Raw genomic sequence first — 22,939 nt, 5'->3', positions numbered from 1 at the left:
CCAGAACAGCGGTCCTCCAATGTGGCTGTCATGCATGCTCGGTTTCCCTGGCCGGGGGTGAAGCCGGACAGCCGTTCGTGCGTACGCGCCCAACTCGGGCAACACCTGCGTGATGTCGACCGAGGGCTTGGAAGTGGTGCGAGCCATGAGCACGAAGATTAGGCCGCTGGCACCTACGGAGAGAAGACCGGATCTTGAGCTTCCTCGGCGGCATACAGAGCTGCTGCGGCGTAACGCCCGACCGCGAACGAAGAACCTGCGGATCAAGCTCGGCCGATCATGGTTCAGACAGTTAAGAGCAGGCCAGATGATGTGCGCGGTCCGTACTGCAACTCTCAGCAGGTCATAATTTAAGGCGCCAGTTCCTACACGAGACTGATCTGGCACCGTTCGCGGCCAATTGCTGTCACAGGTCCAGCGGCGGCAGTCCCCGCATATCGCGGTAGCGCTGTCGAGCTGCAGTCAAGCTGTCCGACCCGTTGGGGCCGCCCATGACGACATCGGCGTTGTGATCATCCTGACCGTCGTCCTCCCAATCGCATTCTTCGCAGTACCCACAGCCGCCGCGGTACTGAAGGGTGGGATGGAAGCAGCATGGGCACGTGTACGGTTGATCGCCCGGCGGTAGATTCAGGCGGTCTCCGCCCTGCTCCGCCATCTGGGACAAGACCCACCGCCTGCGCTCGCGGATTTCCTCCATGCCGGGATGCGTCATACCGTGATGATGCCACGCGGCTCTGAGCGTCCACATCTCGGTCGGCGATGCATCTGCTACTTATTCGTGCTCGCGCCCGCGGCTTCCTCCTACCGTCTGGCGATCATCGCCCGCACACCGGCATTCGAGCAGCATCTGTGCGGCGGCGCGGCAACCCCGGCCAATGCGTCCGGTTGGTACGACGGGGCCGGCGTGCGGCGCCCGGCCCGGTGTCCCGCCGCCGTCCGGGACCGGCTCCCAGGCCCCACGCCCGGACGGCGGGCGGCCGGAGGGCCGGGGTACGGCGGCGCGCCGCGCCGCCGCTTGATCCCCTATGAGTGCAATCCGGCAATGACCATGGAACCGCATGCCCTCAGCGACCTCCCTGTCACTCTTCAACCAAGAGCCGCCGCTACGACCTGCTGACAAGCGGAGGCAGGAAAGGCGGCCACTCGCCGCGAACACCGACAAGCACGTCCACATAGTGCTCCGCAAGGCCCTCACTGACGTCGTGCTCGTAGACGAGCTGCTGCCCAACAACCCCGCTGAACGGGCCCAGCTCCCGCTGACCGCTCACGCAGGCGTTCGTCGCGGCGATCTGCTCAATCTTCGCTGGACGGACGTGGATCTGGACAAGCCCCAGATTCACGCCGGCGTTCCCGTCCACGTCGTAGCGGCCCGACTCGGCGATCACCCTCAGGGTCTGCGCCCCACGTCATCCACTTGCAGGCGGCCACCGCGTCTTCGCAAGACCGTCGGCGGATGGCTCTCGTGCTATCGGAACTCACGATTGTCCTTACAAACGTAGAGGCCCCTGAACCGGAAACACCAGTTCAGGGGCCTCTACACGCAGAGCCGACGAGGGGAATCGAACCCCTGACCTTCTGTTTACAAGACAGATGCTCTGCCGATTGAGCTACGTCGGCACGGCCTACCAGTGTAGACGCTAGAGACGCCTGTGACGAGCGACTTCATACAGCGCCACCCCAGCCGCCACCCCCGCGTTCAACGACTCGGCAGCCGCCTGCATAGGAATCCGCACCACCACGTCGCACTGCTCCCGCACCAGCCGCGACAGCCCCTTGCCCTCCGAGCCGACCACGACCACCAGCGGCTCCGCGAGGAGCTCGGCGTCGCCGATGTCGGTCTGGCCGGCGCCGTCGAGGCCGAGGATGAAGAGGCCGGCTTCGCGGTATTCGCGTAGGGCGGCCGTCAGGTTGGCGGCGCGGGCGACGCGGAGGTTGGCGAGGGTGCCCGCCGAGGTCTTCCAGGCGCCGCCCGTGACGCCGGCCGAGCGGCGGGACGGGATGAGCAGGCCGTGGGCGCCGAACGCGGTGGCGGAGCGGGCGATGGCGCCGAGGTTGCGGGGGTCGGTGACGGAGTCGAGGGCGACGATGAGGGGCACCTCGGCGGCGTCCTGGGCGAGGTCCACCAGCTCCGACGGGTGCGCGTAGTCGTAGGCCGGGATCTGAAGTGCGACGCCCTGGTGTACGGCGCCCTCCGTCAGGCGGTCGAGCTTGTCGCGGGTGACTTCGAGGAGGGCGATGCCGCGCTCGGCAGCGACCTTGATGGAGTCGCGTACGCGGTCGTCGTTGTCGACGCGCTGAGCAACGTAGAGGGCGCTGGCCGGGACGCCGGCCTGGAGGGCCTCCAGGACCGGGTTGCGGCCGCCGATGTATTCCGGGGCGTCCTCGGAGCGGCGCTGCCTGGCGGGGGCGGGGCGGCCGGTGCCGCCGCGCTCCTCGCGGGCTACGCGCTCGGCGCGCGCCTTGTCCTTGTACCAGTGACGCATCTCGGCGGGCGGGGTCGCGCCGCGGCCCTCCAGCGACCGGCGCTTCTGCCCCCCGGTGCCTTTGGACGGGCCCTTCTTCTTCGCGGGCCTGCCCGAAGCCCTACCGCCTGCTGCCATGGCAACAAGGGTACTCGGGCCGCCGGTCAGCCTGAGCCACCGAGATCACAGGGCTCGGGGCTGGTGCCAGGGGGCTGAGCTCCCGGCAAACCTGCTCCACCAAGCTCCCGGCTAACCTGCTCCACCAACGCTGGTGGCTGAGCTCCCAGCGAGCCCCGCCGGGCGGAGTGCTGATGGCTGAGCTCCCAGCAAGCCCCGCCGGGCATAGTACTGGTGGCCGCGCCCCAGCAAGCCCCGCCGGCTCGGTTCGATGCAGCTAGTGGCTGAGCTCCCAGCGCGCCCCGTGCGGCGTGTCCTCGACCGTGATGCCGGCCGCGGCGAGCTGGTTCCTGATGGCGTCGGCAGCCGCGTAGTCCTTACGCTCCCTGGCCGCCTTCCGCTGCTCCAACGCCACCGCCACCAACGCGTCCACGACGGGCGTCAGGTCGGAGCCCGCACCGCGCCACTGCGGCGAGCGCGGGTCGAGGCCCAGCACGTCGAGCATGTTCTGGGTCTCGGCCAGCAGCCGGGCGACGGCCTCCTTGTCGCCGCGCGACAGCGCCACGTTGCCCTCGCGCACGACCTCGTGCACGACGGCGAGCGCCTGCGGCGTGCCGAGGTCGTCGTCGAGCGCGTCGGCGAAGGCCTGCGGGAGGGGCGCGTCGGCATCGACGTCGTGGATGACCTCGGCGGCGCGCGTGACGAAGCCCTCGATGCGCTGGTACGCGGCCGCGGCCTCCTGCAGCGCCTCCTCGGAGTACTCGATGGAGGAGCGGTAGTGCGGCCCCGCCAGGTAGTAGCGCAGCTCCACGGGGCGGACCTTCTGCACCATCTCGGGGATCAGCAGCGAGTTGCCGAGCGACTTGCTCATCTTCTCGGCGCCGATCTTGAGCATGCCGTTGTGCATCCAGTTGCGGGCGAAGCCGTCGCCGGCCGCCTGGGACTGGGCGATCTCGTTCTCGTGGTGCGGGAAGATCAGGTCGATCCCGCCGCCGTGGATGTCGAACGTCGGGCCGAGGTACTTCGTGGCCATCGCCGAGCACTCCAGGTGCCAGCCCGGACGCCCGGGGCCCCACGGGGTCGGCCACGTGGGCTCGCCCGGCTTCTCGCCCTTCCACAGGGCGAAGTCGCGCGAGTCGCGCTTGCACGACTCGTCGTCGGTGTCGCCGGCGCCCCGCATGTTCTCGAGCTTCTGGTTGGACAGGGAGCCGTAGCGGTCGGCGTAGGAGCGCACGTCGAAGTAGACGTCGCCGCCGGACGCGTACGCGTGACCGCGCTCGATCAGCCGCTCCATCAGCGTGATCATCTCGGGGACGTGCCCCGTGGCGCGCGGCTCGACGGTCGGCGGGAGGCAGCCGAGCGTGTCGTACGCCCAGGTGAAGGCCCGCTGGTTGCGCTCGGCCACGACGAACCAGGGCACGCCCTCCTCGGCGGACACCCTGATGATCTTGTCGTCGATGTCGGTGACGTTGCGGCAGAACGTCACGTCGTACCCGGACCGCGTCAGCCAGCGCCGCAGCACGTCGAAGTTCACACCCGAGCGGATGTGACCGATGTGCGGCGGAGCCTGCACGGTGGCCCCACACAGGTAAATCGACGCCCGGCCGGCTTCGACCGGAACGAATTCACGGATGGCGCGCGTGCTGGTGTCGTAGATGTGCAGGCTCACGAAGGCAAGGCTAACGCCTCGACGCGCTTACCACGTCGCTAAATCAACCCCGCAAGAAGACCCTGTCCGGAGAGATCCGCACGATGAGACGCTCGGTGCCCGGTTTGTCCGTCCAGGACGTGCCCTGGTACTTCTGCGACAGCTCCTCGATGAGCTCGCCCTCGGGGTCGGGCGTCATGGTCACCCGCCCGCGCACCTCCACGTATCGGTAGGGGTTCTGCGGATCGATGACCAGCAGGCTGGCTCGCGGGTCGCGCTCGAAGTTGCGCGGCTTCCTGCGCCCCTTCGCGGTCGAGAACAGGACGTCGTCCCCGTCCGTACGCACCCACACCACCGACGACTGCGGCCCTCCGTCGGGATTCAGGCTCGTCACCGTCGCGTAATTCGGCGTGTCCAGGAGTTTGCGGACATCTTCCGACAGCTCTGCCATGAGCGGGTCTCCCTTGATCGGTCCTGACCATCATTGTTCTGTAGGCTCGAAACCGCCATGGACGTGACTCCCCCCTCTACGCTCCGCCGTCTGGGCATCGCCCTGGCGGGGCTCGCGGTCGCCGCCCTCACCGCGGCCGCGTGCGCGCTCTCCTTCGACGACCTGCGCGCGCTGGCCCTCACCGGCGAGGCCAGGCCCGACCTCGCCTTCCTCTATCCGGCGGCCTTCGACGCGCTCCTGCTGATCGCGCTGATCGGCGTGTTGCTGCTGCGCCCGGCCAGGATGCTGGTCCGGGTGCAGGCGGCGTTCGTGCTGGTGCTGCTGATCGTCGCCGCCGCCGCGGTGAACGTGGCCACGGCCGTGCGCTTCGCCTTCGACGCGCGCCAGACCGCCGTGGGCGTGGCGCTGGCGCCGTGGGTCATGCTGGCCCTGGCGTTGTGGCTGTGGTTACTGCTGATCAAGCACGTACGTGGCCCGGAACGCGCTGAGGCCGCGGACCACGGGGCGGAGCAGGACCTCGTGCCCTTCCACCGCCCCCAGGCGGCTCCCCCGCTGGCCACCGAGGCGCCCGCGCCCGCGCTGCTGGAGAGCACGCCGGTGGTCGGCCCCACCGCCGCCCCCGAGACCCCTCCTGTCGCCCCTGAGACCCTCCCTGTCTCGACGCGGGTGGCCGAGTGGGCCGTACAGGAGGAGGAGCCAGTGAAGCCGTTACAGGACCCGTCCCAGCCCTCTCAGGAGCCCGTCCACACGGACGTGCAGGAACCCGAGACACCCGAGGAGGCCCCCAAGCGCCCCGTCCGCTGGGGCGACCGCGTCAAGCCCGCCGACGTCCTGGTCCACCCCCGCCCCTACGACGAGAACGACGAGAACGGCGAGGACGCCGACACCCAGCCGCACCCCGTCTTCGAGGACGAGGAGCGCACCCCCGACCCCGCCCACGGCCCGGAGACCGCAGACGAGAGCGAGCAGCAGAGCGAGGAGCTGGAGGACACCGCCCCGCACCCGGTGATCCACGACGACACGCCGGCCCCGTCCGGCAGGCTGCGCAGCACCCCGCGCCCGCCCGAGGACTGATTCAGCGCATGCGCGGACCCGCCCGGGAGATCCCGGGCGGGTCGATGTTTCTGATGTATCCCGCCTTGGCCGGGGGCGTCAGACGCGGGAGCCGCGCTTGAGCCCGGCGACCAGGCCCACACCGACGATGGCGAGCACCACCTGCATCACCAGCTCGATCCAGTCGATGCCGGGGGTCGTCTCCACGCCCAGCACCTGCGCGAGCAACGTGCCCACGAGGGCCGCGACGATGCCGACGACGATGGTGAGGATCCACCCGATGGCCTGCCTGCCGGGAAGCAGCAGACGACCGATTGCGCCGATCACGGCGCCGATCACGATGGCGCCAAGGATGGATTCGATGGTCATGATGTGAAACCTCCCCATGAGGGTGAGCGGTTCATCCTCACGGGGAGGTGGCTACCCGATCTACCGGGTTTATGCATCGCTGTTACGAAGGCGCAGGTCAGGTCATGGTTCGGCCTGTACGGCCACCACCGCGGCCGCGCCCCATGCCCATGCGGGTCACGAGCAGCACACCGATGACGGCCAGAGCGAGCTGGAGTATGTGCTCCAGCCAGTCGATGCCTCTCGTGTCGGCCCAGCCGAACGCGTGCGCGATCAGCGTGCCGATCAGGGCGGCCACGATGCCGACGATGAGGGTCACGCCGATGGACATGTTCTGCCTGCCGGGCACCAGCAGTCTGGCCAGCGCACCGACGATGGCGCCGATGACTACTGCGGAAACAATCGCGCCGATCATGTGTAGCTCCCCCCGAGACGTTCACATGTCTTGGGGACACATACCCTCTGATCAGGCAAACTACGCATGAGAAGGCGGCGGTCCGTACCGCGCCAGTGACGAACCGCCGCCTCCGAATCAGGCGGGCTAGGCGACGACCCGCCAGGACACCCTCACGCGTCCCTACGTATGACGCGGGAAACTCAGGAAAGGTTGACGACCAGCGCCGTCGCGATGGCCGCGACGCCCTCTCCACGCCCGGTCAGGCCCAGCCCGTCGGTGGTGGTGGCGGAGACGCTCACGGGCGCCCCCACGGCCGCGCTGAGTGCCTTCTCGGCCTCCTCGCGGCGCGGGGCCAGCTTGGGACGGTTCCCGACCACCTGGACAGCCACGTTGCCGATCTCGAAGCCCGCGGCGCGTACCTGGCGGGCGGTCTCCTCCAGCAGAGCGGCGCCCGAGGCGCCCGCCCAGCGCGGGTCGGCGCTGCCGAACAGCCGGCCCAGGTCACCGAGGCCGGCCGCCGACAGCAGGGCGTCGCAGGCGGCGTGCGCCGCGGCGTCGCCGTCGGAGTGGCCTTCGAGGCCGGTCTCACCCGGCCAGTGCAGGCCCGCGAGGTTGAGCTCGCGGGCTGAGTCGCTTGACGAGAACGGGTGGACGTCGACTCCGACGCCCACCCGTGGAAGATTCGTGTTCAGGAGTTGAGGACCTCGTCGAGCAGGGCCTCAGCCTTGTCCTCATTGGTCTTCTCAGCCAAAGCCAACTCGCTGACCAGGATCTGACGAGCCTTGGCGAGCATCCGCTTCTCCCCCGCGGACAGGCCGCGCTCGCGGTCCCTCCGCCACAGGTCCCGAACGACTTCGGCGACCTTGTTGACATCACCCGAGGCGAGCTTCTCGAGATTGGCCTTGTAGCGACGAGACCAGTTGGTCGGCTCCTCGGTGTGCGGCATCCGAAGGACGTCGAAAACCCGCTCAAGGCCTTCCTGACCGACAACATCGCGCACGCCGACGAGTTCTGCGTTTTCAGCTGGCACCTGGACGGTAAGGTCGCCCTTGTCGACCTTGAGCACCAGGTAGGTCTTTTCCTCACCCTTGATGGATCGCGTCGTGATTGCTTCGATCCGAGCAGCCCCATGGTGGGGGTAGACGACAGTGTCGCCGACCTGGAAAGTCATGTGACAAGTACCCCTTCCGCTGTACTCCAGGGTACCACGCATCCACAGCCTCCCGGAACAGTGAAATCCTCATAACTGCAGGTCAAAGCCGCATATTGGGGCTTGACAAGCGCTCAACTCTATGAATCGCATTTCCGGACATAGCGAATGACCTGCGGGGGTGCGGATATGACCTTGCATTGGGGTGGATATGGTGGGCGCTGCACATCACGCACGCGCGACACCTGCGCAAGACCAAGGAGTACCCGCCCGTGACCAGCCGTCGCTGGATTGCCGTAGCCGCCGCGTTCTTGGCAGCCCCCGCGCTCGCGGGCTGCGCGGCCGGTTTCGACGCCACCACCAACAAGCCCTACGCCCCCAACGAAGCACAAGTGCTGATCGATAAGGGCGCGTACGGCAAGAGCGGCATTCACATCCCGCAGGCGTTCATCCTCGGCCCCGACTCCGGAGCCCAGCTTCCGTGGCGCGGCTCCGCCCCCGTCTACCTCAACATCCTCAACACCGCGGGCGCCGCCGACACGCTCCAGGCGGTCTCCGCGGGCGACATGGGCACGGTGAAGGTCACCGCGCCGATCCAGCTCCCGACCAACACGCTCGTCAACACCGGCAAGCCCGCGCCCCAGATCATGCTCGAGGCGATCCCCAAGAGCCTCAGGGGCGGCGAAAGCATCAAACTGGACCTCCAGTTCGCCAACGCCGGTGTCGTGTCCCTGAACGTGCCTGTGGTCACGCGCAGCCGCGAGTTCAAGGACTACCCGCCGGCGCCGGGCGCCACCGCGGCTCCCTCGCCGACGCCGACCCCGTCCGCCACCGCGGCGGAAGAGGGTCACTGACGATCGCACGAGAAAACCCCGGTACCGGGCGGTACCGGGGTTTCTCGTTGCCGCCTACTCCTCGACGGCGTCGAACTTGTAGCCCAGGCCGCGCACGGTCAGGATGCAGCGCGGGTTCGACGGGTCGGACTCGATCTTCGCGCGCAGCCGCTTGACGTGCACGTCCAGCGTCTTGGTGTCGCCCACGTAGTCGGCGCCCCAGACCCGGTCGATGAGCTGGCCCCTGGTCAGCACCCGCCCCGCGTTGCGCAGCAGCACCTCCAGCAGCTCGAACTCCTTCAGCGGGAGCTGCACCTGCTCGCCCCGCACGGCCACGACGTGCCGGTCCACGTCCATGCGGACCGGGCCGACGGCCAGCACGGCCGTCTCCAGCTCCTCCACGACGTCGCCCTGGCGGCGCAGCACCGCGCGGATACGGGCCACCAGCTCGCGCGAGGAGAACGGCTTGGTGACGTAGTCGTCGGCGCCCAGCTCCAGGCCCACGACCTTGTCGATCTCGCTGTCCTTGGCCGTCAGCATGATGACCGGCACCTTGGAGCGCTGCCGCAGCGAGCGGCACACCTCCGTGCCGGGCAGGCCGGGCAGCATCAGGTCCAGCAGCACCAGATCGGCTCCGCTGCGGTCGAACGTCTCCAGCGCCTCGGGCCCGGTCGCCGCGACGGACACCTCGAAGCCCTCCTTGCGCAGCATGTAGGACAGGGCGTCCGAGAAGGACTCCTCGTCCTCCACGACGAGTACTCGGGTCATGTGGCCGCCTCCAGCGGGATCGAGGGTGGTACTGCCACCGCCGTGCCGCCGAAGGCGGGCAGGCGGAGGGTGAAGGTGGAGCCGGACCCTTCCTTGCTCCAGACGGATACCTCGCCGGCGTGGGCAGCGGCGACGTGTTTGACGATGGCGAGACCGAGACCGGTACCGCCCGTTGCGCGCGACCGGGCCGCGTCGACGCGGAAGAAACGCTCGAAGATGCGCTCCAGCGCCTCCTCGGGGATGCCGATCCCCTGGTCGCTGACGCTGATCTCGACGGAGTCGCCCGCGGGCCGCACGCTGACGACGACCCTCGTGTGCTCGGGACTGTAGGCGACGGCGTTGTCGATCAGGTTGCGCAGGGCGGTGACGAGCAGGTCGTCGTCGCCCCAGATGCGCAGGCCCTCGGTGCCGCCGATGACGAGCGCGATGTCCTTGGCGGAGGCCCTGGTGTTGCAGTACTCGATGGCGCCGTGGATGGCCTCGTCGATCGAGACCTGACCCGGCGTCGGGATGGGCTCGGCGCCCTGGATCCGGCTGAGCGTGATCAGGTCCTGGATGAGGTAGTTGAGGCGGGCCGCCTCGTGCTGCATGCGCCCCGCGAAGCGGCTGACCGCCTCGGGGTCGTCCGCGGCGTCCTGGATGGTCTCGGCCAGCAGGCTCATGGCGCCCACCGGGGTCTTCAGCTCGTGGCTGACGTTGGCGACGAAGTCGCGGCGCACCGCCTCCACCCGGCGCCGCTCGGTCTGGTCCTCCGCCAGCACCAGCACCTGGCCGTAGGAGCCGAGCGGCGCCACGCGGACGGCGAAGTTGGTGGTCTCCTGGCCGAACTTGTGCCCGGCGACGTCGATTTCGCTCTCGCGGATCTCGCCGTCCCTGCGTACCTGTCTTGCCAGGGCGAGCAGCTCCGCGGCCATCAGGCGGTCGCCCTTGACCAGCCCGAACGCACGTGCGGCCGAGCTGGCGCGCAGGACGCGGTCGTGGGCGTCGAGGACGACGGCGGACGACGGCAGCACGGCCAGCACCGAGGCGACGCCCTGCGGCAGCGCGGCGCCGGTCTCCACGCCGTCAGCGGCGGCGGCCCGGCTTGGTGCCTCGATCTGATTCCGGTAGAACAGAACCGCCAGCGCGCCCACCACGAACCCGGCCAGGGCCGCGAAGCTCATGGCCATCTCACTCATGCCTTCGATGGTAGGTGCCCTTTTCGCAGGACAGACCCCCTCATCAGGGGATGAACGGCCCTTTCCTGGAAAGTTCATCTTGCTGTAGGGGTTCGTTCATCGAGCGGGTCGTACGGTGACGACATGCGCGACGCGTACCATGAAGAACTTGACGCACTGACCGACAAGCTGGTCGAGATGACCCGCCTTGTCCGCTCGGCGATCTCCCGTGCCACCACGGCGCTTCTCGATGCCGACCTGCAGCTCGCCGAGAGTGTGATCTCTCGGGACGAGGAAGTGAACGCGGTGTTCGCCGACATCGAGGGATCCATCTTCGAGCTGATGGCCCGCCAGCAGCCGGTCGCGGTGGACCTGAGAATGGTCATCACCGCGCTGCGCATGGGCACCGACCTGGAGCGGATGGGCGACCTCGCGGTGCACGTCGCCAAGGTGGCCCGGCTGCGGCACCCCGACTCCGCCATCCCGCCGGCGCTGCGCTCCACCATCCTGGAGATGGGCCAGATCGCGGAGAGCCTGGTCACCAAGGCCGGGAGCTGCGTGGCTTCGCGTGACGTGGACTCCGCCCTGGAGCTGGAGCAGGACGACGACGCGATGGACCGGCTGCACCGCAAGCTGTTCAGGAACATCCTGGCCAAGGACTGGCAGCACGGTGTGGAGCCGGCGATCGACATCACGCTGGTGGGGCGCTACTACGAGCGGTATGCGGACCACGCGGTGCGGGTGGCGCAGGACGTCGTCTACCTGGTCACCGGCGCTCGCCCCAGCTGATGACGAAGGCGCGGGGGCCTCGCGCGTTCACCTCTCGCGCCGCCTGACGGCGTACGGCAGCACAAACAGGAACAACCCCGTGATCATCTGCAGGACGAGCGGGAGCAGCGGCAGGTAGAACACCCACATGGGCGGCTGCTCCTGCGACACGGCGACGACGCACCCGATCACGGTCACCGTGAAGACGACGGACAGCCAGCGATGGCTCTGGCGCATCCACTTGTTCCAGTTCATCGGACCTCCCACAGGGGCGGGGCGCCTCAGCGCCGCTGCTGGATGCGGATCAGGTTTCCCGCGGGGTCGCGCACGGCGCAGTCCCTGACCCCGAACGGCTGGTCGATCGGCTCTTGGACGATCTCCGCGTCACCGGCCTGCAGCCGTTCGAAGACGCCGTCGAGGTCGGCGGTGGCCAGCAGGATGCCCGCGTAGGTGCCCTTGGCCATCATCTCCGCGATGGTGCGCCGCTCCTCCTCGGTGACGCCCGGATCGGCGCTCGGCGGCTGCAGGACGATGGACGTGCCCGGCTGGTCCGCGGGGCCGACCGTGATCCAGCGCATCCCGTCGTACCCGACGTCGTCGCGGACCTCGAAGCCGAGCACGTCACGGTAGAAGGCGAGTGACGCGTCGGGATCGTCGTGCGGCAGGAAACTCGAATGAATGGAGATGTCCATACCGGTCACGCTAGGGGGGTGCGCCGAACGGCCGCTTCTCGATTCCTGACCGATCCCTAAGATGCATTCATGTCGGAAAAGCGCGACACAGAGACGGGCCGTTGTTTCGTCTGCAAGCGCGAATTCAGCTATGACCCCAAAGAGGTCACGACCTTCCTGATCGACCCGGAGACCGGCTTGCCGCCGGGCTTCAGCGTGCTGGGCACCCTGCGTCCCGCCAAGCCCGAGGCCGTGGCCCGATCCACCGACCAGCCCCTCTGCCCCGGCTGCCAGGCCAGGGCTGAGCAGTACGCCGAGTCGATGGCGGCTCCCCCGCCGCCGCGCTGGGAAAGCTGGCCGCCAACCGGGCAGTGATCCGCGCAGGTCACGGGCGTGGCTCTAACATCTCCTCCGGGCAGACCGGTTGCGACGCCGGGCGAAGGGGGGCCTTCGCCCGGCTCGCGCCTCACGCGGGCGTCCGCCACGGCGCGAACGCGTGCGGCACGCCGCGCAGCGCCGGGGCCAGCTCCGGGTGGTGGCGCAGCAGCACCTCGGTCATGCCGGTCCTGTCGATCCAGTCCAGCCCCTCCGGGCTGTAGACCTCGGGCGTGTACAGGTCCGTGAAGAACGGGTCGCTCTTCAGCCGCCGCGACGCCATCAGCACGAACACGCGGAACGCGGTGTCGGACAGCGCGAAGCCCGGCGGCTTGGGCTCGGCGAGCAGCCCGATGGTGGCGTCCACGCGCTCCGGGTCGCCGTCGTAGACCTCGGCGAGCTCCCGCGCCCATCGTGGGTCGGCGGTCATCCGGTCGAAGGCGGTCACCGGCGGTTTGCGCAGCACGCGGCGGAAGTCGTTGTAACGGGGCACGCCGCGTTCGCGGTCGCGCAGGATGTCGAGGGTGCCGACGTCGATCCGCTCGCCGCTGACGCGTACCAGGTCGCGCAGGGCCTGCGGGTGGTTGTGCAGGGTCAGCGCGCCGGGGTTGGTCACGCCGAAGGAGTAGAACCAGTCGGACATGCCGTGCCTGTCGACGGCGGCGCGGGTGTGCCGTCCCTGGATCGGGAGCAGTTCCTCGGTGGTGATCAGGCTGCCGTCGCGGTGGGAGCGGACCGGGTAGTCGTCGCGGATCAGCGGGTGGAACCGGTAGGAGGCGATGAACTCCTCCGTCATCGAGTACGGGGCGGCGTGGTGGTCCATGGGCGAGCCGAGGATGCCCGACAGCACCTCGCCCCTGCCGACGCGGCCGTGACGGCGGCGGAAGCCCGGCCCCAGCAGGCCCGCCCAGTTGGTGTGCATGCCCAGGCGCACGGCCCGGTTGTCGAGGATCCCGGGAGTCCACTCCACGGTGTGGATCTTGGCCATGACGGCCACGTTGACCAGGCGGGCGGTCTGGAAGAGCCGCTCGTCGTCCCAGGAGGGATACGCCTCGCGCAGCCTGCCGCAGATCGCGTTGTGCTCCTTGACGAACAGGGTGTGCAGCAGCGCCAGGCCCACCCAGTAATTGTCGTTGAACCCCGTCAGGTCGATCCCGGCCAGCCCGGGGGCGGTCTCGTCCGGCAGCCGCCCGTCCTGGAGCGCCATCATGCCGTCCTCGCCGGTCCGCAGCGAGCGGCAGCGCCGCTCCGAGCTGCCGTAGAGCTGCGAGCCGTCCCACCAGTGGGTGACGGTGTTCTCGTACGTGGGCGCGGCGCCGGCCGCCGTGTGGGGCGTGGGGTCGGGACGGCTGCGGCGCACCCGCATCACGCGTTCGTGCCAGTGGTCGCCCTCGGCGATCGGGACCTCGATGGGGTCGGTGAGGCGGTTGTCGCCGTGGCTGAACCAGTCGTGGTTCTGGAACTGGATCCAGGCGGCGGCCAGCAGGTTCAGCGTGGCGGCCGGGATGAGGTCGCCCCTGGTCAGCAGCCGGTTGCACACCTCGCGAGGGTTGGGTGACAGCAGTCGCTCGTCGGGGACGGTCAGGCTCGGCGGGGCGTTGCGGTCGAAGCGGGTGCCCGCCCGGCCCATGTCCGCGTCGCGAGGGTCGTAGCCGGAGCCGTCGTAGCTGCGGTGACCCGGCCGGGGGCGGGACGGGGCGGGCGCCGGCTCGCCGCCCGCCGGGCGGGTGTCGTACAGGTTGTGCCGGCGCAGGGCCGCGCGCATCCTGGCCAGCGCGACGAGTTGCAGCAGGAACGGCAGTTCGTACCACTCCCTGGAGAACAGGTCGCGGAGCTTCGATGTCCTGGACATGACCGATCGCCGCCTTTCGGGTCTTCACTTATAGTAATCGTTTAACTACTATTTGTGGTATAGCGAAAGTTGGGAGGGTTCCGCGATGGAGCCGGTACCGCGTGCGACCGGGCTGGAGAGCCTGCTGTTCGCCCTGCTCTACTCGCTGCCGGAGTACGCGAGGGGCATCGTCGTCCGCAGGCCCTCGATGACGCGGTTGCTCGCCCGTCTCGGCACGCAGGCGGCGGTGCAGCGGCTCTGCACGCGGCTGCGGGTGCGGCACGGCGGCCGATCGGTCTACGTGCGGGGGCCGCGCGGGAAGGTGCTCGTGCTCCTCGCGCAAGGGGACGTCGAACGGGTGCTGGGCGGCAGCGACTCGGTCTTCTCGCTGCGCACGCAGGAGAAGTGGCGGGGGTTCTCGCCCCTGCAGCCGGACAGCCTGCTGCTGTCACGCGGGGAGACGCGGAAGGACCGGCGGCGGTTCAACTGCGCCGTGCTGGGGAGGGCGCCCGGCGAACTGGCCCTGCGCATCGATCAGGTGATGGCGGAGGAACTGGACGGGGTTCTCGGGCGCGACCCAGGCTCGGTGGACTGGGCGGGGCTGCGTAGCGGGTACAACCGGGCGATCCTGCGGCTGGTGCTCGGGGACGCGGCCCGTGACGACGTCCGGATCCTGGCGGCGGTGAACGCGTTGCGGCGCGAGGGCAACTGGCTCGGCCTGCGTCTTCCCCGGCCGGGGCGGACGCGCAGGTTGCGGACGGCCATGACGTCCGGGATCGAGCGCCACCTGGCCGCGGCCACCGGCGACGGCCTGGCCACCGGCGACGGCCTGGCCACCGGCGACGGCCTGGCCACCAGCAGCGGCACCGGCAGCGGCACCAGCAGCGGCACCGGCAGCCTGGCGGTCGGCGACGGGGGTGTGGCGGCGGTCGGTGACGGGAGCCTGGCGGGGCTCGCGGCCGTCGCGCCCAGGACCGCCGACACGTGTCCCGCCGGGCAGGTGCCGCACTGGCTGATGGCCCTGGAGGGGATCGGCTCGACGGTGCTCGGCCCCACCCTGGCGCTGATCGCCGGCCACCCCGAGCACTACGAACGGGCGCGGTCCGAGGCCCGCGCCACCTCCAGCGACCGGCGGCATCTGCGCGCCTGCCTGAACGAGTCGCTGCGCCTGTGGCCGCTCGTGCCCACCCTGCCCCGGGTGGTCACCGAGCCCACCGCCTGGCACGGCGGCACGCTTCCCGCCGGGACCGACATCCTGATCCCGATCGCCGTCCACAGCCGGAACCCGCAGATCGGCTACGCCGACCGCTTCACCCCGCAGGCCTGGCTGGACGGGCGGGCGGAGGCCGACTGGTCGATCGTCCCGTTCTCCGCCGGGCCCGCCCACTGCCCGGGGAGCGATCTCGGGATCACGGTCGCCGCCTCGGCCCTGGCCGCGCTGCTCCGCCAGTACGACTTCCGGCCGGTCGGCTCGCGGCTCGGCCCCTGCCGCCCGCTGCCGAAGGCCGTGGACCCCTTCACCCTGCGCCTGAGCGTCGAGCCGAGCGTCTTGTGAACGGGCCGGGTAACGCGGTAAAAACGTCCGAACCCATTCTTCAGGCCTCGACGTACGCCTGACCCCGCTTGAGAGAGCGCTCTCTTGAAGCGGTCAGGCCGATGCCCAGAGCACTGCGCATCCCGCAGTGGAAGGGACGGACCGCATGACGACGACCCAGCCTCCCCGTGGCCGGGCGCCGCGATTCGGCCTCGTGCTCACGACCGCCCTCCTGACCGCCGCCGCCACGACCACCGTCTTATCCGCGGGAGCGACCGCCGCCACCGCCACGCCCTCCTCGCCCGACCTCGGGCCGAACGTCACCGTCTTCGACCCGGGCATGCCGGTCGCCGACATCCAGGCCACCCTCGACGCCGCCCACACGGCCCAGGTGGACGACGAGATGGGCACCAACCGCCACGCGTACCTGTTCAAGCCCGGCACGTACGGCACCGCCGAGCAGCCGCTCCAGATCAAGGTCGGCTACTACACGGAGATCGCCGGCCTGGGCGCCTCCCCCACCGACGTCGTCATCAACGGCAAGGTCGAGGTCTACAACCGCTGCCTCGCGGACGGCGGCACCGGCAACTGCCTCGCGCTCGTCAACTTCTGGCGCACCCTGTCCAACCTGTCGATCAACATCAACGCGGCGGGCCAGGACGGCTGCAGGTCCACGGCCAACTTCTGGGCCGTCTCGCAGGCGGTGTCCCTGCGCAGGCTCAACGTCACCGGCGGCACCTTCTCGCTGATGGACTACTGCACCGCCGGACCCCAGTACGCCAGCGGCGGCTTCATCGCCGACTCCAGGCTGCCGTCCGTGACGAACGGCTCGCAGCAGCAGTGGCTGACCCGCAACAGCGAGGTCGCCGGCTGGTCGAACGGCGTGTGGAACCAGGTCTTCTCGGGCGTCGCCGGCGCACCGGCCGAGACCGGCTTCCCGAACCCGCCGTACACCACCCTCGACACCACCCCCGTCAGCCGCGAGAAGCCCTACCTGTACACCGACGCCAGGGGCCGGTACAACGTGCGCGTCCCCGCCGCCAGGAAGGACACGCGCGGCGTCTCCTGGGGCGCCGGCCTGACGCCCGGCCGCACCCTGCCGCTCACCGACTTCTACGTCGCCAAGCAGTCCGACTCCGCGCACGACATCAACCGGCAACTCGCCCGCGGCAAGCACCTGCTGCTCACCCCCGGCGTGTACGACATCGCGCGCAGCATCGAGATCAAGCGGCCCGACACCGTCGTGCTCGGGCTCGGCCACGCCACGCTCACCGCCGTCCACGGCTCGACCCCGCTCGACGTCGCCGACGTGCCCGGCGTGGTCGTCGCGGGCGTCACCATCGACGCCGGCACCGAGCAGTCACCCGTCCTGCTGCGGGTCGGCAAGCGGCACGGCGAGCACCGCAGCCGCCCCGACAACCCGACGACCCTGTCCGACGTGTACTTCCGGGTCGGCGGGCCGCACATCGGCAAGACCGACGTCGCGCTCGAGGTCAACAGCGACCACGTGCTCATCGACCACACCTGGGTGTGGCGGGCCGACCACGGCGTCGAAGGCCTCAACGACACCCAGCGCTGGAACACCAACCTGGGGCGCAACGGCGCCGTCATCAACGGCGACCACGTGACCGCGACAGGGCTGTTCGTGGAGCACTTCCAGCAGTACAACACCATCTGGAACGGCGAGGACGGCACCACGATCCTCTACCAGAACGAGCTGCCCTACGACCCGCCGACGCAGGCCGACTGGATGAACGGCGACGTCGAAGGGTGGGCCGGGTACAAGGTGGGCGAGCGGGTGCGCAGGCATCGGCTGTATGGGGGCGGGGTGTACGTGTTCAACCAGAACAACCCGCAGATCCACACGGAGAACGGCTTCGAGGTGCCGCAGCGGGCGGGGGTGCGGTTGCACCACATCATGACCGTGAACCTCAGCGCGGGGACGATCGATCATGTCGTCAACGGGGTGGGGGACGCGGCGGACACCACCAAGGTGGGTGCGCCCGTCTACATCACGGACTACCCCGGCTCCGGGTGACGCCGACGGGCCGGCCCTGCGGGGGGCGCCGGCCCGTCGTGTGACTGGTCTGGGAGGGGACGGCCCTGCGGGGCACCCACCTGCCGAGGGAGAGCCGCCTGGGCGGGACGGCTTGCCGTGACACTCGCCTGAGCGGGATGGCCCGCCGTGACACTCGCCTGAGCGGTCCGGCCGCTACGGCGAGGAGGCGCAGGCAGGCCAAGCCAGGATTCCGGGGCGCGCTGGGCCGCCGCCAAGGGGGACGGCGCGGGCGTAGGCGGTGAGGGGGGCGGCGCGGCAGCAACGCCATGATGGGCGGCACCGGCACCTCCCTGAGGCCGCAGGCCGTCGTCTTAACCGCCCGGCAGGTCGCCGGCGCCCTCCCGCCCGGCAAGCGGCCAGCGGCCCGAAAAGCGGTGGACAGCCTCGATAGCGTGCTGGGCATGGAGAACGTCGATGTCGAGCGCTTCATCGCCGAGGGATTCGTCAAGGTCGACCAGGTGGTGCCGCGTGCGGTCGGGGACGAGGCCAGGGCGTTGCTGTGGCAGCAGATCGGCATGTCCCCCGACGACCCCGCCGGGTGGACGCAGCCGGTGGTGTGGGCGGCCGACCTGACCGGCGTGGGACCGTTCGGCCAGTTCATGGCCGGCCCGCGGCTGCACGCGGCCCTGGACGCCATCGCCGGCCCGGGCGGGTGGCATCGGCGCGGCAGTGTGGGCAACATCCCGATCCGCTTCCCCCGGGTGCCGCCCGCCGATGATCGAGGGTGGCATGCCGACAGCAACACCCAGCGCGCCGACGGCTCGTGGGGGCTGAGCAGGCGGCCCGCCACGCTGCTGCTGCTCGTGCTGTTCTCCGAGGTCGGCACGGACGACGCGCCGACCAGGATCAGGGCCGGGTCGCAGCGGGATCTGGTCGAGGTGCTCGACGACGACGAGGTGCGCGATCCGATGCAGATGGGGCCGATCTTCGACGAGGTGGGCAGAGATCGGGCGGTGGCGCTGGCCACGGGCAGCCCGGGCGACGCGTATGTGGTGCATCCGTTCACCGTGCACGCGGCTCAGGAGCATCTCGGCACCGAGCCGCGGTTCATGGCCCAGATGCCGGTCCTGCTGACCGCGCCGCTGGCTCCGGGCAACCGGACGCCGCTGGCGCGCGCCATCGACTGGTAGCAGCCGAGGCTGGCGCGGGGTGATTCCCGAGCCGCGCCCCGCCTCACCGCCTCCAACCCATCGGGCCCGCCTCACCGCCTCTCCAACCCGTCGGGCCCGCCGCGCCAGGACGGGAACGGTCGCAGCCCGACCGCCACGTCATAAGCCGCGGCCGAGAGCAGCCGGGTCGAGTCGAGCGTGGGAAGCGGCGAGTGCTCGGGCCCGACCAGCAGCGGAATCTCGGTGCACACCAGGGCCACGGCGTCGCACCCCCGCCCGGCCAGCCTCTCGATGACCTTGACGTACGCGGCCCGGGACGCGTCGGTGAACACCCCGTTGACCAGCTCGCTGAAGATGATCTCGTTGACCACCTCCCGATCACCGGCGTCGGGCACCTCGACGGCGATCCCACGGGCGCCGAACGCCCGCGGATACACCGCACCCTCCATCGTGTAGGACGTGCCGAGCACGCCCACGCGCCTGCGCCCGTCGCGGGCGGCCTGCGCGGCGACCACCTCGGCGATGTGCAGGCCCGGCAGGGCGAGGGCCGGGCCGGGACGTTCGAGTGCCAGGTGGGCGGTGTTGTCGGGGCAGACGAAGAAGCCCGCGCCCGCCTGGGAGAGCCGGTCGACGCTCACCGCGAGGGTGCTGCGCACGGCGTCGTGATCGCCCGCGTCCCAGGCGGGCATGCTGCGGCCGAAGGGGATGTAATCGAGCGTGACGTCGGGGTGGTCGTGCTCGCCGCGGCGCCGGAAGCCCTCCTGGCAGAAGGAGAGAAAGGCGAGCGCCGCGCCTTCGGTGCTGTGGGCGAGGATGCCGACGTGGCCCGGCACAGGCGAGGGGGCGTGCATGGGGCCTCCTGTTCGGCATATCGGAATGCTTGGTCGTTATAGTGGACCGCAAGATGGGTGTTCGTCAAATCGAACGGATGGAAGCGTGGAGCGAACAGAAGGCAGGCCGCCCTTCGAGCGGATGGCGGCGGCCATCAGGCGCGAGCGGGAGCGGGCCGGGATGTCGCTGACGGAGCTGGCGAAGCGCTCCGGCCTGGCGAAGTCGACGCTTTCGCAGCTAGAAGCGGGCAGCGGGAATCCGAGCCTGGAGACGCTCTGGGCGCTGGGAGTCGCGCTGGGGGTGCCGTTCAGCCGGTTGGTGGATCCGCCGCGACCGGCGGTGCGGCTGATCCGGGCGGGTGAGGGGCCGGCCGCGCACTCCGGGCAGGCCAACTACACGGCGACGCTGCTGGCCGCGTGCCCGCCGGGGGCACGGCGGGATCTCTACAGGGTGGAGGCGCAGCCGGGCGAGTCACGGCGCTCCGAGCCGCACCTGCCGGGGACGGTCGAGCATCTGGTGATCGGGGCGGGGCGGGCACTGGCGGGGCCCGCGGACGGGCCGGTCGAGCTGACGCCCGGCGACTACCTGTCCTATCCGGGCGACGCGCCGCACGTGTTCACCGCGCTCGAACCCGGCACGGCCGGGGTGATCGTGATGGAACAGCTCTAAGAGGGCGCGGGTGCCCGCGCCCTCCCGGAGCGGGTCAGCGACCCTGGTTGGCGACGGCTTCGATGGCGGCCTTGGCGGCGTCCGGGTCGAGGTACTTGCCACCGCGCACCGTGGGCCGGTAGTCGGCGTCGAGGTCGTACAGGAGCGGGATGCCCGTCGGGATGTTGAGGCCGGCGATCTCCTCGTCGCTGACGCCGTCCAGGTGCTTGACCAGGGCGCGCAGCGAGTTGCCGTGCGCGGCCACGAGGACGGTGCGGCCGGCGGCCAGGTCGGGGACGATCTCGTCGTACCAGTACGGCAGCATCCGGTCCACGACGTCCTTCAGGCACTCCGTGCGGGGCATCAGCTCCGGCGGGAGGAGGGCGTAGCGGGCGTCGCCGGCCTGGGAGTACTCGTCGTCGTCGGCGATGGGGGGCGGCGGGACGTCGTACGAGCGGCGCCACAGCATGAACTGCTCGTCGCCGAACTCCTCACGCGTCTGGGCCTTGTTCTTGCCCTGCAGCGCGCCGTAGTGGCGCTCGTTGAGGCGCCAGCTTCGCTTCACCGGCAGCCAGAGCAGGTCCGCCTCGCCCAGCGCGAGCTGAGCCGTCTGGATGGCCCTGGTCAGGAGGCTGGTGTGGACGACGTCCGGGCGCAGCCCGGCCTCCTGGAGCAGCTTGCCGCCGCGGCGGGCCTCATCCTCGCCCTTGGCAGAAAGGCTCACGTCCACCCAGCCGGTGAACAGGCCCTTCGCGTTCCAGTCACTCTCACCGTGCCTTAGCAGCACCAAAGTCGCCATGCGGCTAATCCTATGGGCCTACCTGTCAGGGTCGGCGAAGCGGGCGAACGCCTGGAGGTTGGCCAGGGACTCGCCGCGCTTGGCGCGCCAGGCCCACTCCCGCCGGATCGACGAGGCGAAGCCCAGCTCCAGCGCCCGGTCGAACCACTCGTCCGAGTAGGTGAGCACGCATCCGAGCAGCCGGTCCACCTCCTCCTCCGTCACCGCCGCCAGCGGCGTCCGCCCGACGAGGTAGACGTCGCCCACGGGGTCGAGGGAGAAGCTCACGCCGTACATGGAGCCGTTCTTGCCGAGCAGCCACCGGTAGAACTCGGTGTGGTTCTCGTCGGGCTGGCGGCAGAAGAACGCCTCGACGTGCAGCGCCCGCTCGCCCACGATCAGCCAGGTCATGGTGGCGAGCTTGTGCTGTCCGGGCAGTTTGACCAGGAACGCCCCGGGCCGCGGCTCGTCGTAGGAGACGTCCGCGGCCTTGAGCGCGGCTTCGACGACATCGCGCATGCGACCAGGATAAAAGGACGGCCAGAACAAAAGTCAGGAGACGGCCACGGGCACATGGTGCATGTGCGCGACGGCTCCGGCGTACACCTCCATGAGGCGGGAGGCGGTGGCCTGCCAGCCGAAGGCGGCCGCGTGCGCGCGGGCGCCCTGGGAGAGCTGGTCGCGCCAGCGGGGCGAGGTGACGAAGCGGCGCAGCGCTTGCGCCCACGCGGCCGGGTCGTGGCCGTCCACGAGCAGGCCTGAGACGCCGTCGCGGACGGCGGTGCGCAGGCCGCCGACCGCGGCGGCGGCGACGGGGGTGCCGCAGGCCTGCGACTCCAGCGCCACCAGGCCGAACGACTCGCTGTAGGAGGGGACGACGGTGACGTCCGCGCCCCGGTACCAGTCGGCCAGCTCCTCCTGCGGCGCGGGCGGCACGAGGCGGACGACGTCGGAGATGCCCAGCTCGGCGGCCAGTTCGGTGAGCAGGGACGGGCGGGCCAGGCCGTTGCCCGACGGGCCGCCCACGCAGGCGACGACCAGGCGGGAGCGCAGCGACGGGTCGTCGATGAGCATCCTGGAGGCGGCGCGGAGCAGCACGTCAGGGGCCTTGAGCGGCTGGATGCGGCCGACGAACAGCAGGACGTGCGCGTCCTGCGGGAGGCCGAGCCTGCGGCGGGCGGCGCCCTGCGAGGCGGGCTGGAAGCGGGTGAGGTTGACGCCCGGGTTGACGACGGCGACGCGCTGCTGCGGTGCGCCGTAGAGGTCGATCAGCTCGCGGGCCTCGTCGGCGGTGTTCGCGACGAGGCGGTCGGCGATGTCCACGACCTGCTGCTCGCCGACCACGCGGGCCCGGGGCTCCGGCTTGTCGCCCTGGGCGAGCAGGAGGTTCTTGACCTTGGCCATGGTGTGCATGGTGTGCACGAGCGGCACGCCCCAGCGCTCCTTGGCCAGCCAGCCGACCTGGCCGGAGAGCCAGTAATGGGAGTGGATGACGTCGTAGCGGCCGGGGTCGTACATGGCCTCGGTACGCAGCACCTCGGACAGGAACGCGCAGAGCTGCGCGGGCAGGTCGGCGCGGTCCATCTCCTCGTACGGCCCGGCGGTGAGGTGCCTGACGAGGACGCCGGGGGCGAGCTCGGCCACGGGCGGCAGGTCGCGGGCGGTCGCCCGGGTGAAGATCTCCACCTCCACCCCGAGCTGGGCCAGTCGTTTGGCGGACTCGACGATGTACACGTTCATGCCTCCGGCGTCGCCCGTTCCGGGCTGGTCCAGCGGCGATGTGTGCATGCTGATGGTCGCGACCCGGCTGACCCGTCGTCGCCTCACCCGACTTCACCTCCGAAGCGCCTCACTCGACACCACCTCCAGACGGAATACAACTCTCCTGATTTTTTCGACATTCCCGACAGACGGTCACAACTAGGCGTAGGGAACTCACCTCCTAGGA

Annotated in this window: 26 protein-coding genes and 1 tRNA gene; 8 read left to right on the top strand and 19 right to left on the bottom strand. The window is 70.2% G+C overall.

All coding sequences use genetic code 11. The features are described 5' to 3' along the window. Positions 1-406: 406 nt before the first annotated feature. The 6 genes from FXF51_RS07455 to FXF51_RS07430 all read right to left on the bottom strand — a co-directional run bounded on the left by FXF51_RS07455 (position 407) and on the right by FXF51_RS07430 (position 4,681). Positions 407-715 carry a CPCC family cysteine-rich protein gene (locus FXF51_RS07455; protein WP_148433505.1) on the bottom strand — a complete coding sequence of 103 codons (309 nt, stop codon included), beginning with the start codon at positions 713-715 and terminating at the stop codon, positions 407-409. Positions 716-1,106: 391 nt separating this feature from the next. Further along, complete coding sequence (locus FXF51_RS07450; protein ID WP_148433504.1) at positions 1,107-1,388, bottom strand: hypothetical protein; 282 nt, start codon at positions 1,386-1,388, stop codon at positions 1,107-1,109. 159 nt (positions 1,389-1,547) lie between these two features. Continuing rightward, positions 1,548-1,620, bottom strand: a tRNA-Thr gene (locus FXF51_RS07445). 20 nt (positions 1,621-1,640) lie between these two features. Beyond that, entirely contained in the window at positions 1,641-2,603 is a 963-nt protein-coding gene (gene rlmB / locus FXF51_RS07440) for a 23S rRNA (guanosine(2251)-2'-O)-methyltransferase RlmB (RefSeq protein WP_148433503.1), read from the bottom strand. A gap of 256 nt (positions 2,604-2,859) precedes the next feature. Then, entirely contained in the window at positions 2,860-4,251 is a 1,392-nt protein-coding gene (gene cysS, locus FXF51_RS07435) for a cysteine--tRNA ligase (protein WP_148433502.1), read from the bottom strand. A 43-nt stretch (positions 4,252-4,294) separates the two neighbouring features. Beyond that, positions 4,295-4,681, bottom strand: coding sequence for a PPOX class F420-dependent oxidoreductase (locus FXF51_RS07430; protein ID WP_148433501.1), 387 nt, complete (start codon positions 4,679-4,681; stop codon positions 4,295-4,297). A gap of 57 nt (positions 4,682-4,738) precedes the next feature. Here FXF51_RS07430 and FXF51_RS07425 point away from each other — a divergent pair, with 57 nt between their 5' ends. Continuing rightward, on the top strand, positions 4,739-5,755 hold the full coding sequence (locus tag FXF51_RS07425; RefSeq protein WP_148433500.1) for a hypothetical protein: 1,017 nt from the start codon (positions 4,739-4,741) through the stop codon (positions 5,753-5,755). Between the two features lie 78 nt (positions 5,756-5,833). Here FXF51_RS07425 and FXF51_RS07420 read toward each other — a convergent pair whose 3' ends face one another. From FXF51_RS07420 to FXF51_RS07405, 4 genes are all read right to left on the bottom strand, one after another. Next, positions 5,834-6,103: a GlsB/YeaQ/YmgE family stress response membrane protein gene (locus tag FXF51_RS07420; RefSeq protein ID WP_148433499.1), complete on the bottom strand. Its 270-nt coding sequence runs from the start codon at positions 6,101-6,103 to the stop codon at positions 5,834-5,836. A 97-nt stretch (positions 6,104-6,200) separates the two neighbouring features. After that, positions 6,201-6,497 carry a GlsB/YeaQ/YmgE family stress response membrane protein gene (locus tag FXF51_RS07415; protein WP_148433498.1) on the bottom strand — a complete coding sequence of 99 codons (297 nt, stop codon included), beginning with the start codon at positions 6,495-6,497 and terminating at the stop codon, positions 6,201-6,203. 182 nt (positions 6,498-6,679) lie between these two features. Further along, the gene (ispF, locus tag FXF51_RS07410) at positions 6,680-7,150 is read right to left on the bottom strand and encodes a 2-C-methyl-D-erythritol 2,4-cyclodiphosphate synthase (RefSeq protein WP_148433497.1); all 471 of its coding nucleotides are present in this window, start codon (positions 7,148-7,150) and stop codon (positions 6,680-6,682) included. Positions 7,151-7,167: 17 nt separating this feature from the next. Beyond that, entirely contained in the window at positions 7,168-7,650 is a 483-nt protein-coding gene (locus tag FXF51_RS07405) for a CarD family transcriptional regulator (RefSeq protein WP_020544658.1), read from the bottom strand. 251 nt (positions 7,651-7,901) lie between these two features. On the opposite strand from FXF51_RS07405, the gene FXF51_RS07400 reads away from it, so the two are divergent. Then, entirely contained in the window at positions 7,902-8,483 is a 582-nt protein-coding gene (locus FXF51_RS07400) for a copper chaperone PCu(A)C (RefSeq protein WP_262379334.1), read from the top strand. A 54-nt stretch (positions 8,484-8,537) separates the two neighbouring features. On the opposite strand, the gene FXF51_RS07395 is transcribed toward FXF51_RS07400, so the two are convergent. Both FXF51_RS07395 and FXF51_RS07390 read right to left on the bottom strand, forming a co-directional pair. Next, complete coding sequence (locus FXF51_RS07395) at positions 8,538-9,230, bottom strand: response regulator transcription factor (protein ID WP_148433496.1); 693 nt, start codon at positions 9,228-9,230, stop codon at positions 8,538-8,540. Next, the gene (locus tag FXF51_RS07390) at positions 9,227-10,399 is read right to left on the bottom strand and encodes a sensor histidine kinase (RefSeq protein ID WP_148433537.1); all 1,173 of its coding nucleotides are present in this window, start codon (positions 10,397-10,399) and stop codon (positions 9,227-9,229) included. The genes FXF51_RS07395 and FXF51_RS07390 overlap by 4 nt, the downstream gene beginning before the upstream one ends. A gap of 132 nt (positions 10,400-10,531) precedes the next feature. Here FXF51_RS07390 and phoU point away from each other — a divergent pair, with 132 nt between their 5' ends. Beyond that, entirely contained in the window at positions 10,532-11,176 is a 645-nt protein-coding gene (gene phoU, locus FXF51_RS07385; RefSeq protein WP_148433495.1) for a phosphate signaling complex protein PhoU, read from the top strand. Positions 11,177-11,203: 27 nt separating this feature from the next. On the opposite strand, the gene FXF51_RS07380 is transcribed toward phoU, so the two are convergent. Continuing rightward, positions 11,204-11,410 carry a hypothetical protein gene (locus tag FXF51_RS07380; RefSeq protein ID WP_148433494.1) on the bottom strand — a complete coding sequence of 69 codons (207 nt, stop codon included), beginning with the start codon at positions 11,408-11,410 and terminating at the stop codon, positions 11,204-11,206. A 26-nt stretch (positions 11,411-11,436) separates the two neighbouring features. Next, the gene (locus FXF51_RS07375) at positions 11,437-11,847 is read right to left on the bottom strand and encodes a VOC family protein (protein WP_148433493.1); all 411 of its coding nucleotides are present in this window, start codon (positions 11,845-11,847) and stop codon (positions 11,437-11,439) included. Between the two features lie 69 nt (positions 11,848-11,916). Here FXF51_RS07375 and FXF51_RS07370 point away from each other — a divergent pair, with 69 nt between their 5' ends. Beyond that, positions 11,917-12,201: a hypothetical protein gene (locus FXF51_RS07370; RefSeq protein ID WP_148433492.1), complete on the top strand. Its 285-nt coding sequence runs from the start codon at positions 11,917-11,919 to the stop codon at positions 12,199-12,201. A 91-nt stretch (positions 12,202-12,292) separates the two neighbouring features. On the opposite strand, the gene FXF51_RS07365 is transcribed toward FXF51_RS07370, so the two are convergent. Then, positions 12,293-14,053, bottom strand: a complete 1,761-nt coding sequence (locus tag FXF51_RS07365) for a peroxidase family protein (RefSeq protein WP_187414236.1) — start codon at positions 14,051-14,053, stop codon at positions 12,293-12,295. Between the two features lie 85 nt (positions 14,054-14,138). Here FXF51_RS07365 and FXF51_RS07360 point away from each other — a divergent pair, with 85 nt between their 5' ends. The 3 genes from FXF51_RS07360 (at position 14,139) to FXF51_RS07350 (ending at position 18,755) form a co-directional block, all read left to right on the top strand. Continuing rightward, positions 14,139-15,587, top strand: coding sequence for a cytochrome P450 (locus FXF51_RS07360; protein ID WP_148433491.1), 1,449 nt, complete (start codon positions 14,139-14,141; stop codon positions 15,585-15,587). Between the two features lie 145 nt (positions 15,588-15,732). Next, a complete protein-coding gene (locus FXF51_RS07355; RefSeq protein ID WP_148433490.1) occupies positions 15,733-17,604 on the top strand; it encodes an adenylyl cyclase in 1,872 nt (623 codons plus the stop codon). Positions 17,605-18,026: 422 nt separating this feature from the next. After that, the gene (locus tag FXF51_RS07350; protein WP_148433489.1) at positions 18,027-18,755 is read left to right on the top strand and encodes a mitomycin antibiotics/polyketide fumonisin biosynthesis protein; all 729 of its coding nucleotides are present in this window, start codon (positions 18,027-18,029) and stop codon (positions 18,753-18,755) included. Positions 18,756-18,826: 71 nt separating this feature from the next. Here the strand turns inward: FXF51_RS07350 and FXF51_RS07345 are convergent, their stop codons facing one another. Continuing rightward, positions 18,827-19,585 (bottom strand): aspartate/glutamate racemase family protein, encoded by a 759-nt coding sequence (locus FXF51_RS07345; RefSeq protein WP_148433488.1) that lies wholly within the window; start codon positions 19,583-19,585, stop codon positions 18,827-18,829. A gap of 85 nt (positions 19,586-19,670) precedes the next feature. Here FXF51_RS07345 and FXF51_RS07340 point away from each other — a divergent pair, with 85 nt between their 5' ends. Further along, positions 19,671-20,234, top strand: a complete 564-nt coding sequence (locus tag FXF51_RS07340) for a helix-turn-helix domain-containing protein (RefSeq protein WP_262379332.1) — start codon at positions 19,671-19,673, stop codon at positions 20,232-20,234. A gap of 34 nt (positions 20,235-20,268) precedes the next feature. Here FXF51_RS07340 and FXF51_RS07335 read toward each other — a convergent pair whose 3' ends face one another. Genes FXF51_RS07335 through mshA form a run of 3 tightly spaced genes read right to left on the bottom strand, consistent with a single transcriptional unit; the run spans position 20,269 to position 22,818 of the window. Further along, a complete protein-coding gene (locus FXF51_RS07335; protein ID WP_148433486.1) occupies positions 20,269-21,012 on the bottom strand; it encodes a phosphoglyceromutase in 744 nt (247 codons plus the stop codon). A gap of 18 nt (positions 21,013-21,030) precedes the next feature. Further along, on the bottom strand, positions 21,031-21,510 hold the full coding sequence (locus FXF51_RS07330) for a YbjN domain-containing protein (RefSeq protein WP_148433485.1): 480 nt from the start codon (positions 21,508-21,510) through the stop codon (positions 21,031-21,033). Positions 21,511-21,543: 33 nt separating this feature from the next. Then, on the bottom strand, positions 21,544-22,818 hold the full coding sequence (gene mshA, locus FXF51_RS07325) for a D-inositol-3-phosphate glycosyltransferase (RefSeq protein WP_262379330.1): 1,275 nt from the start codon (positions 22,816-22,818) through the stop codon (positions 21,544-21,546). Between the last annotated feature and the right edge of the window lie 121 nt (positions 22,819-22,939).

Source organism: Nonomuraea sp. PA05 (assembly GCF_008086045.1).
GTDB classification, from domain to species: Bacteria; Actinomycetota; Actinomycetes; order Streptosporangiales; family Streptosporangiaceae; genus Nonomuraea; species Nonomuraea monospora.
The sequence above is the reverse complement of the archived record's forward strand: the minus strand, read 5'-3'. Positions and strand labels throughout refer to the sequence as shown.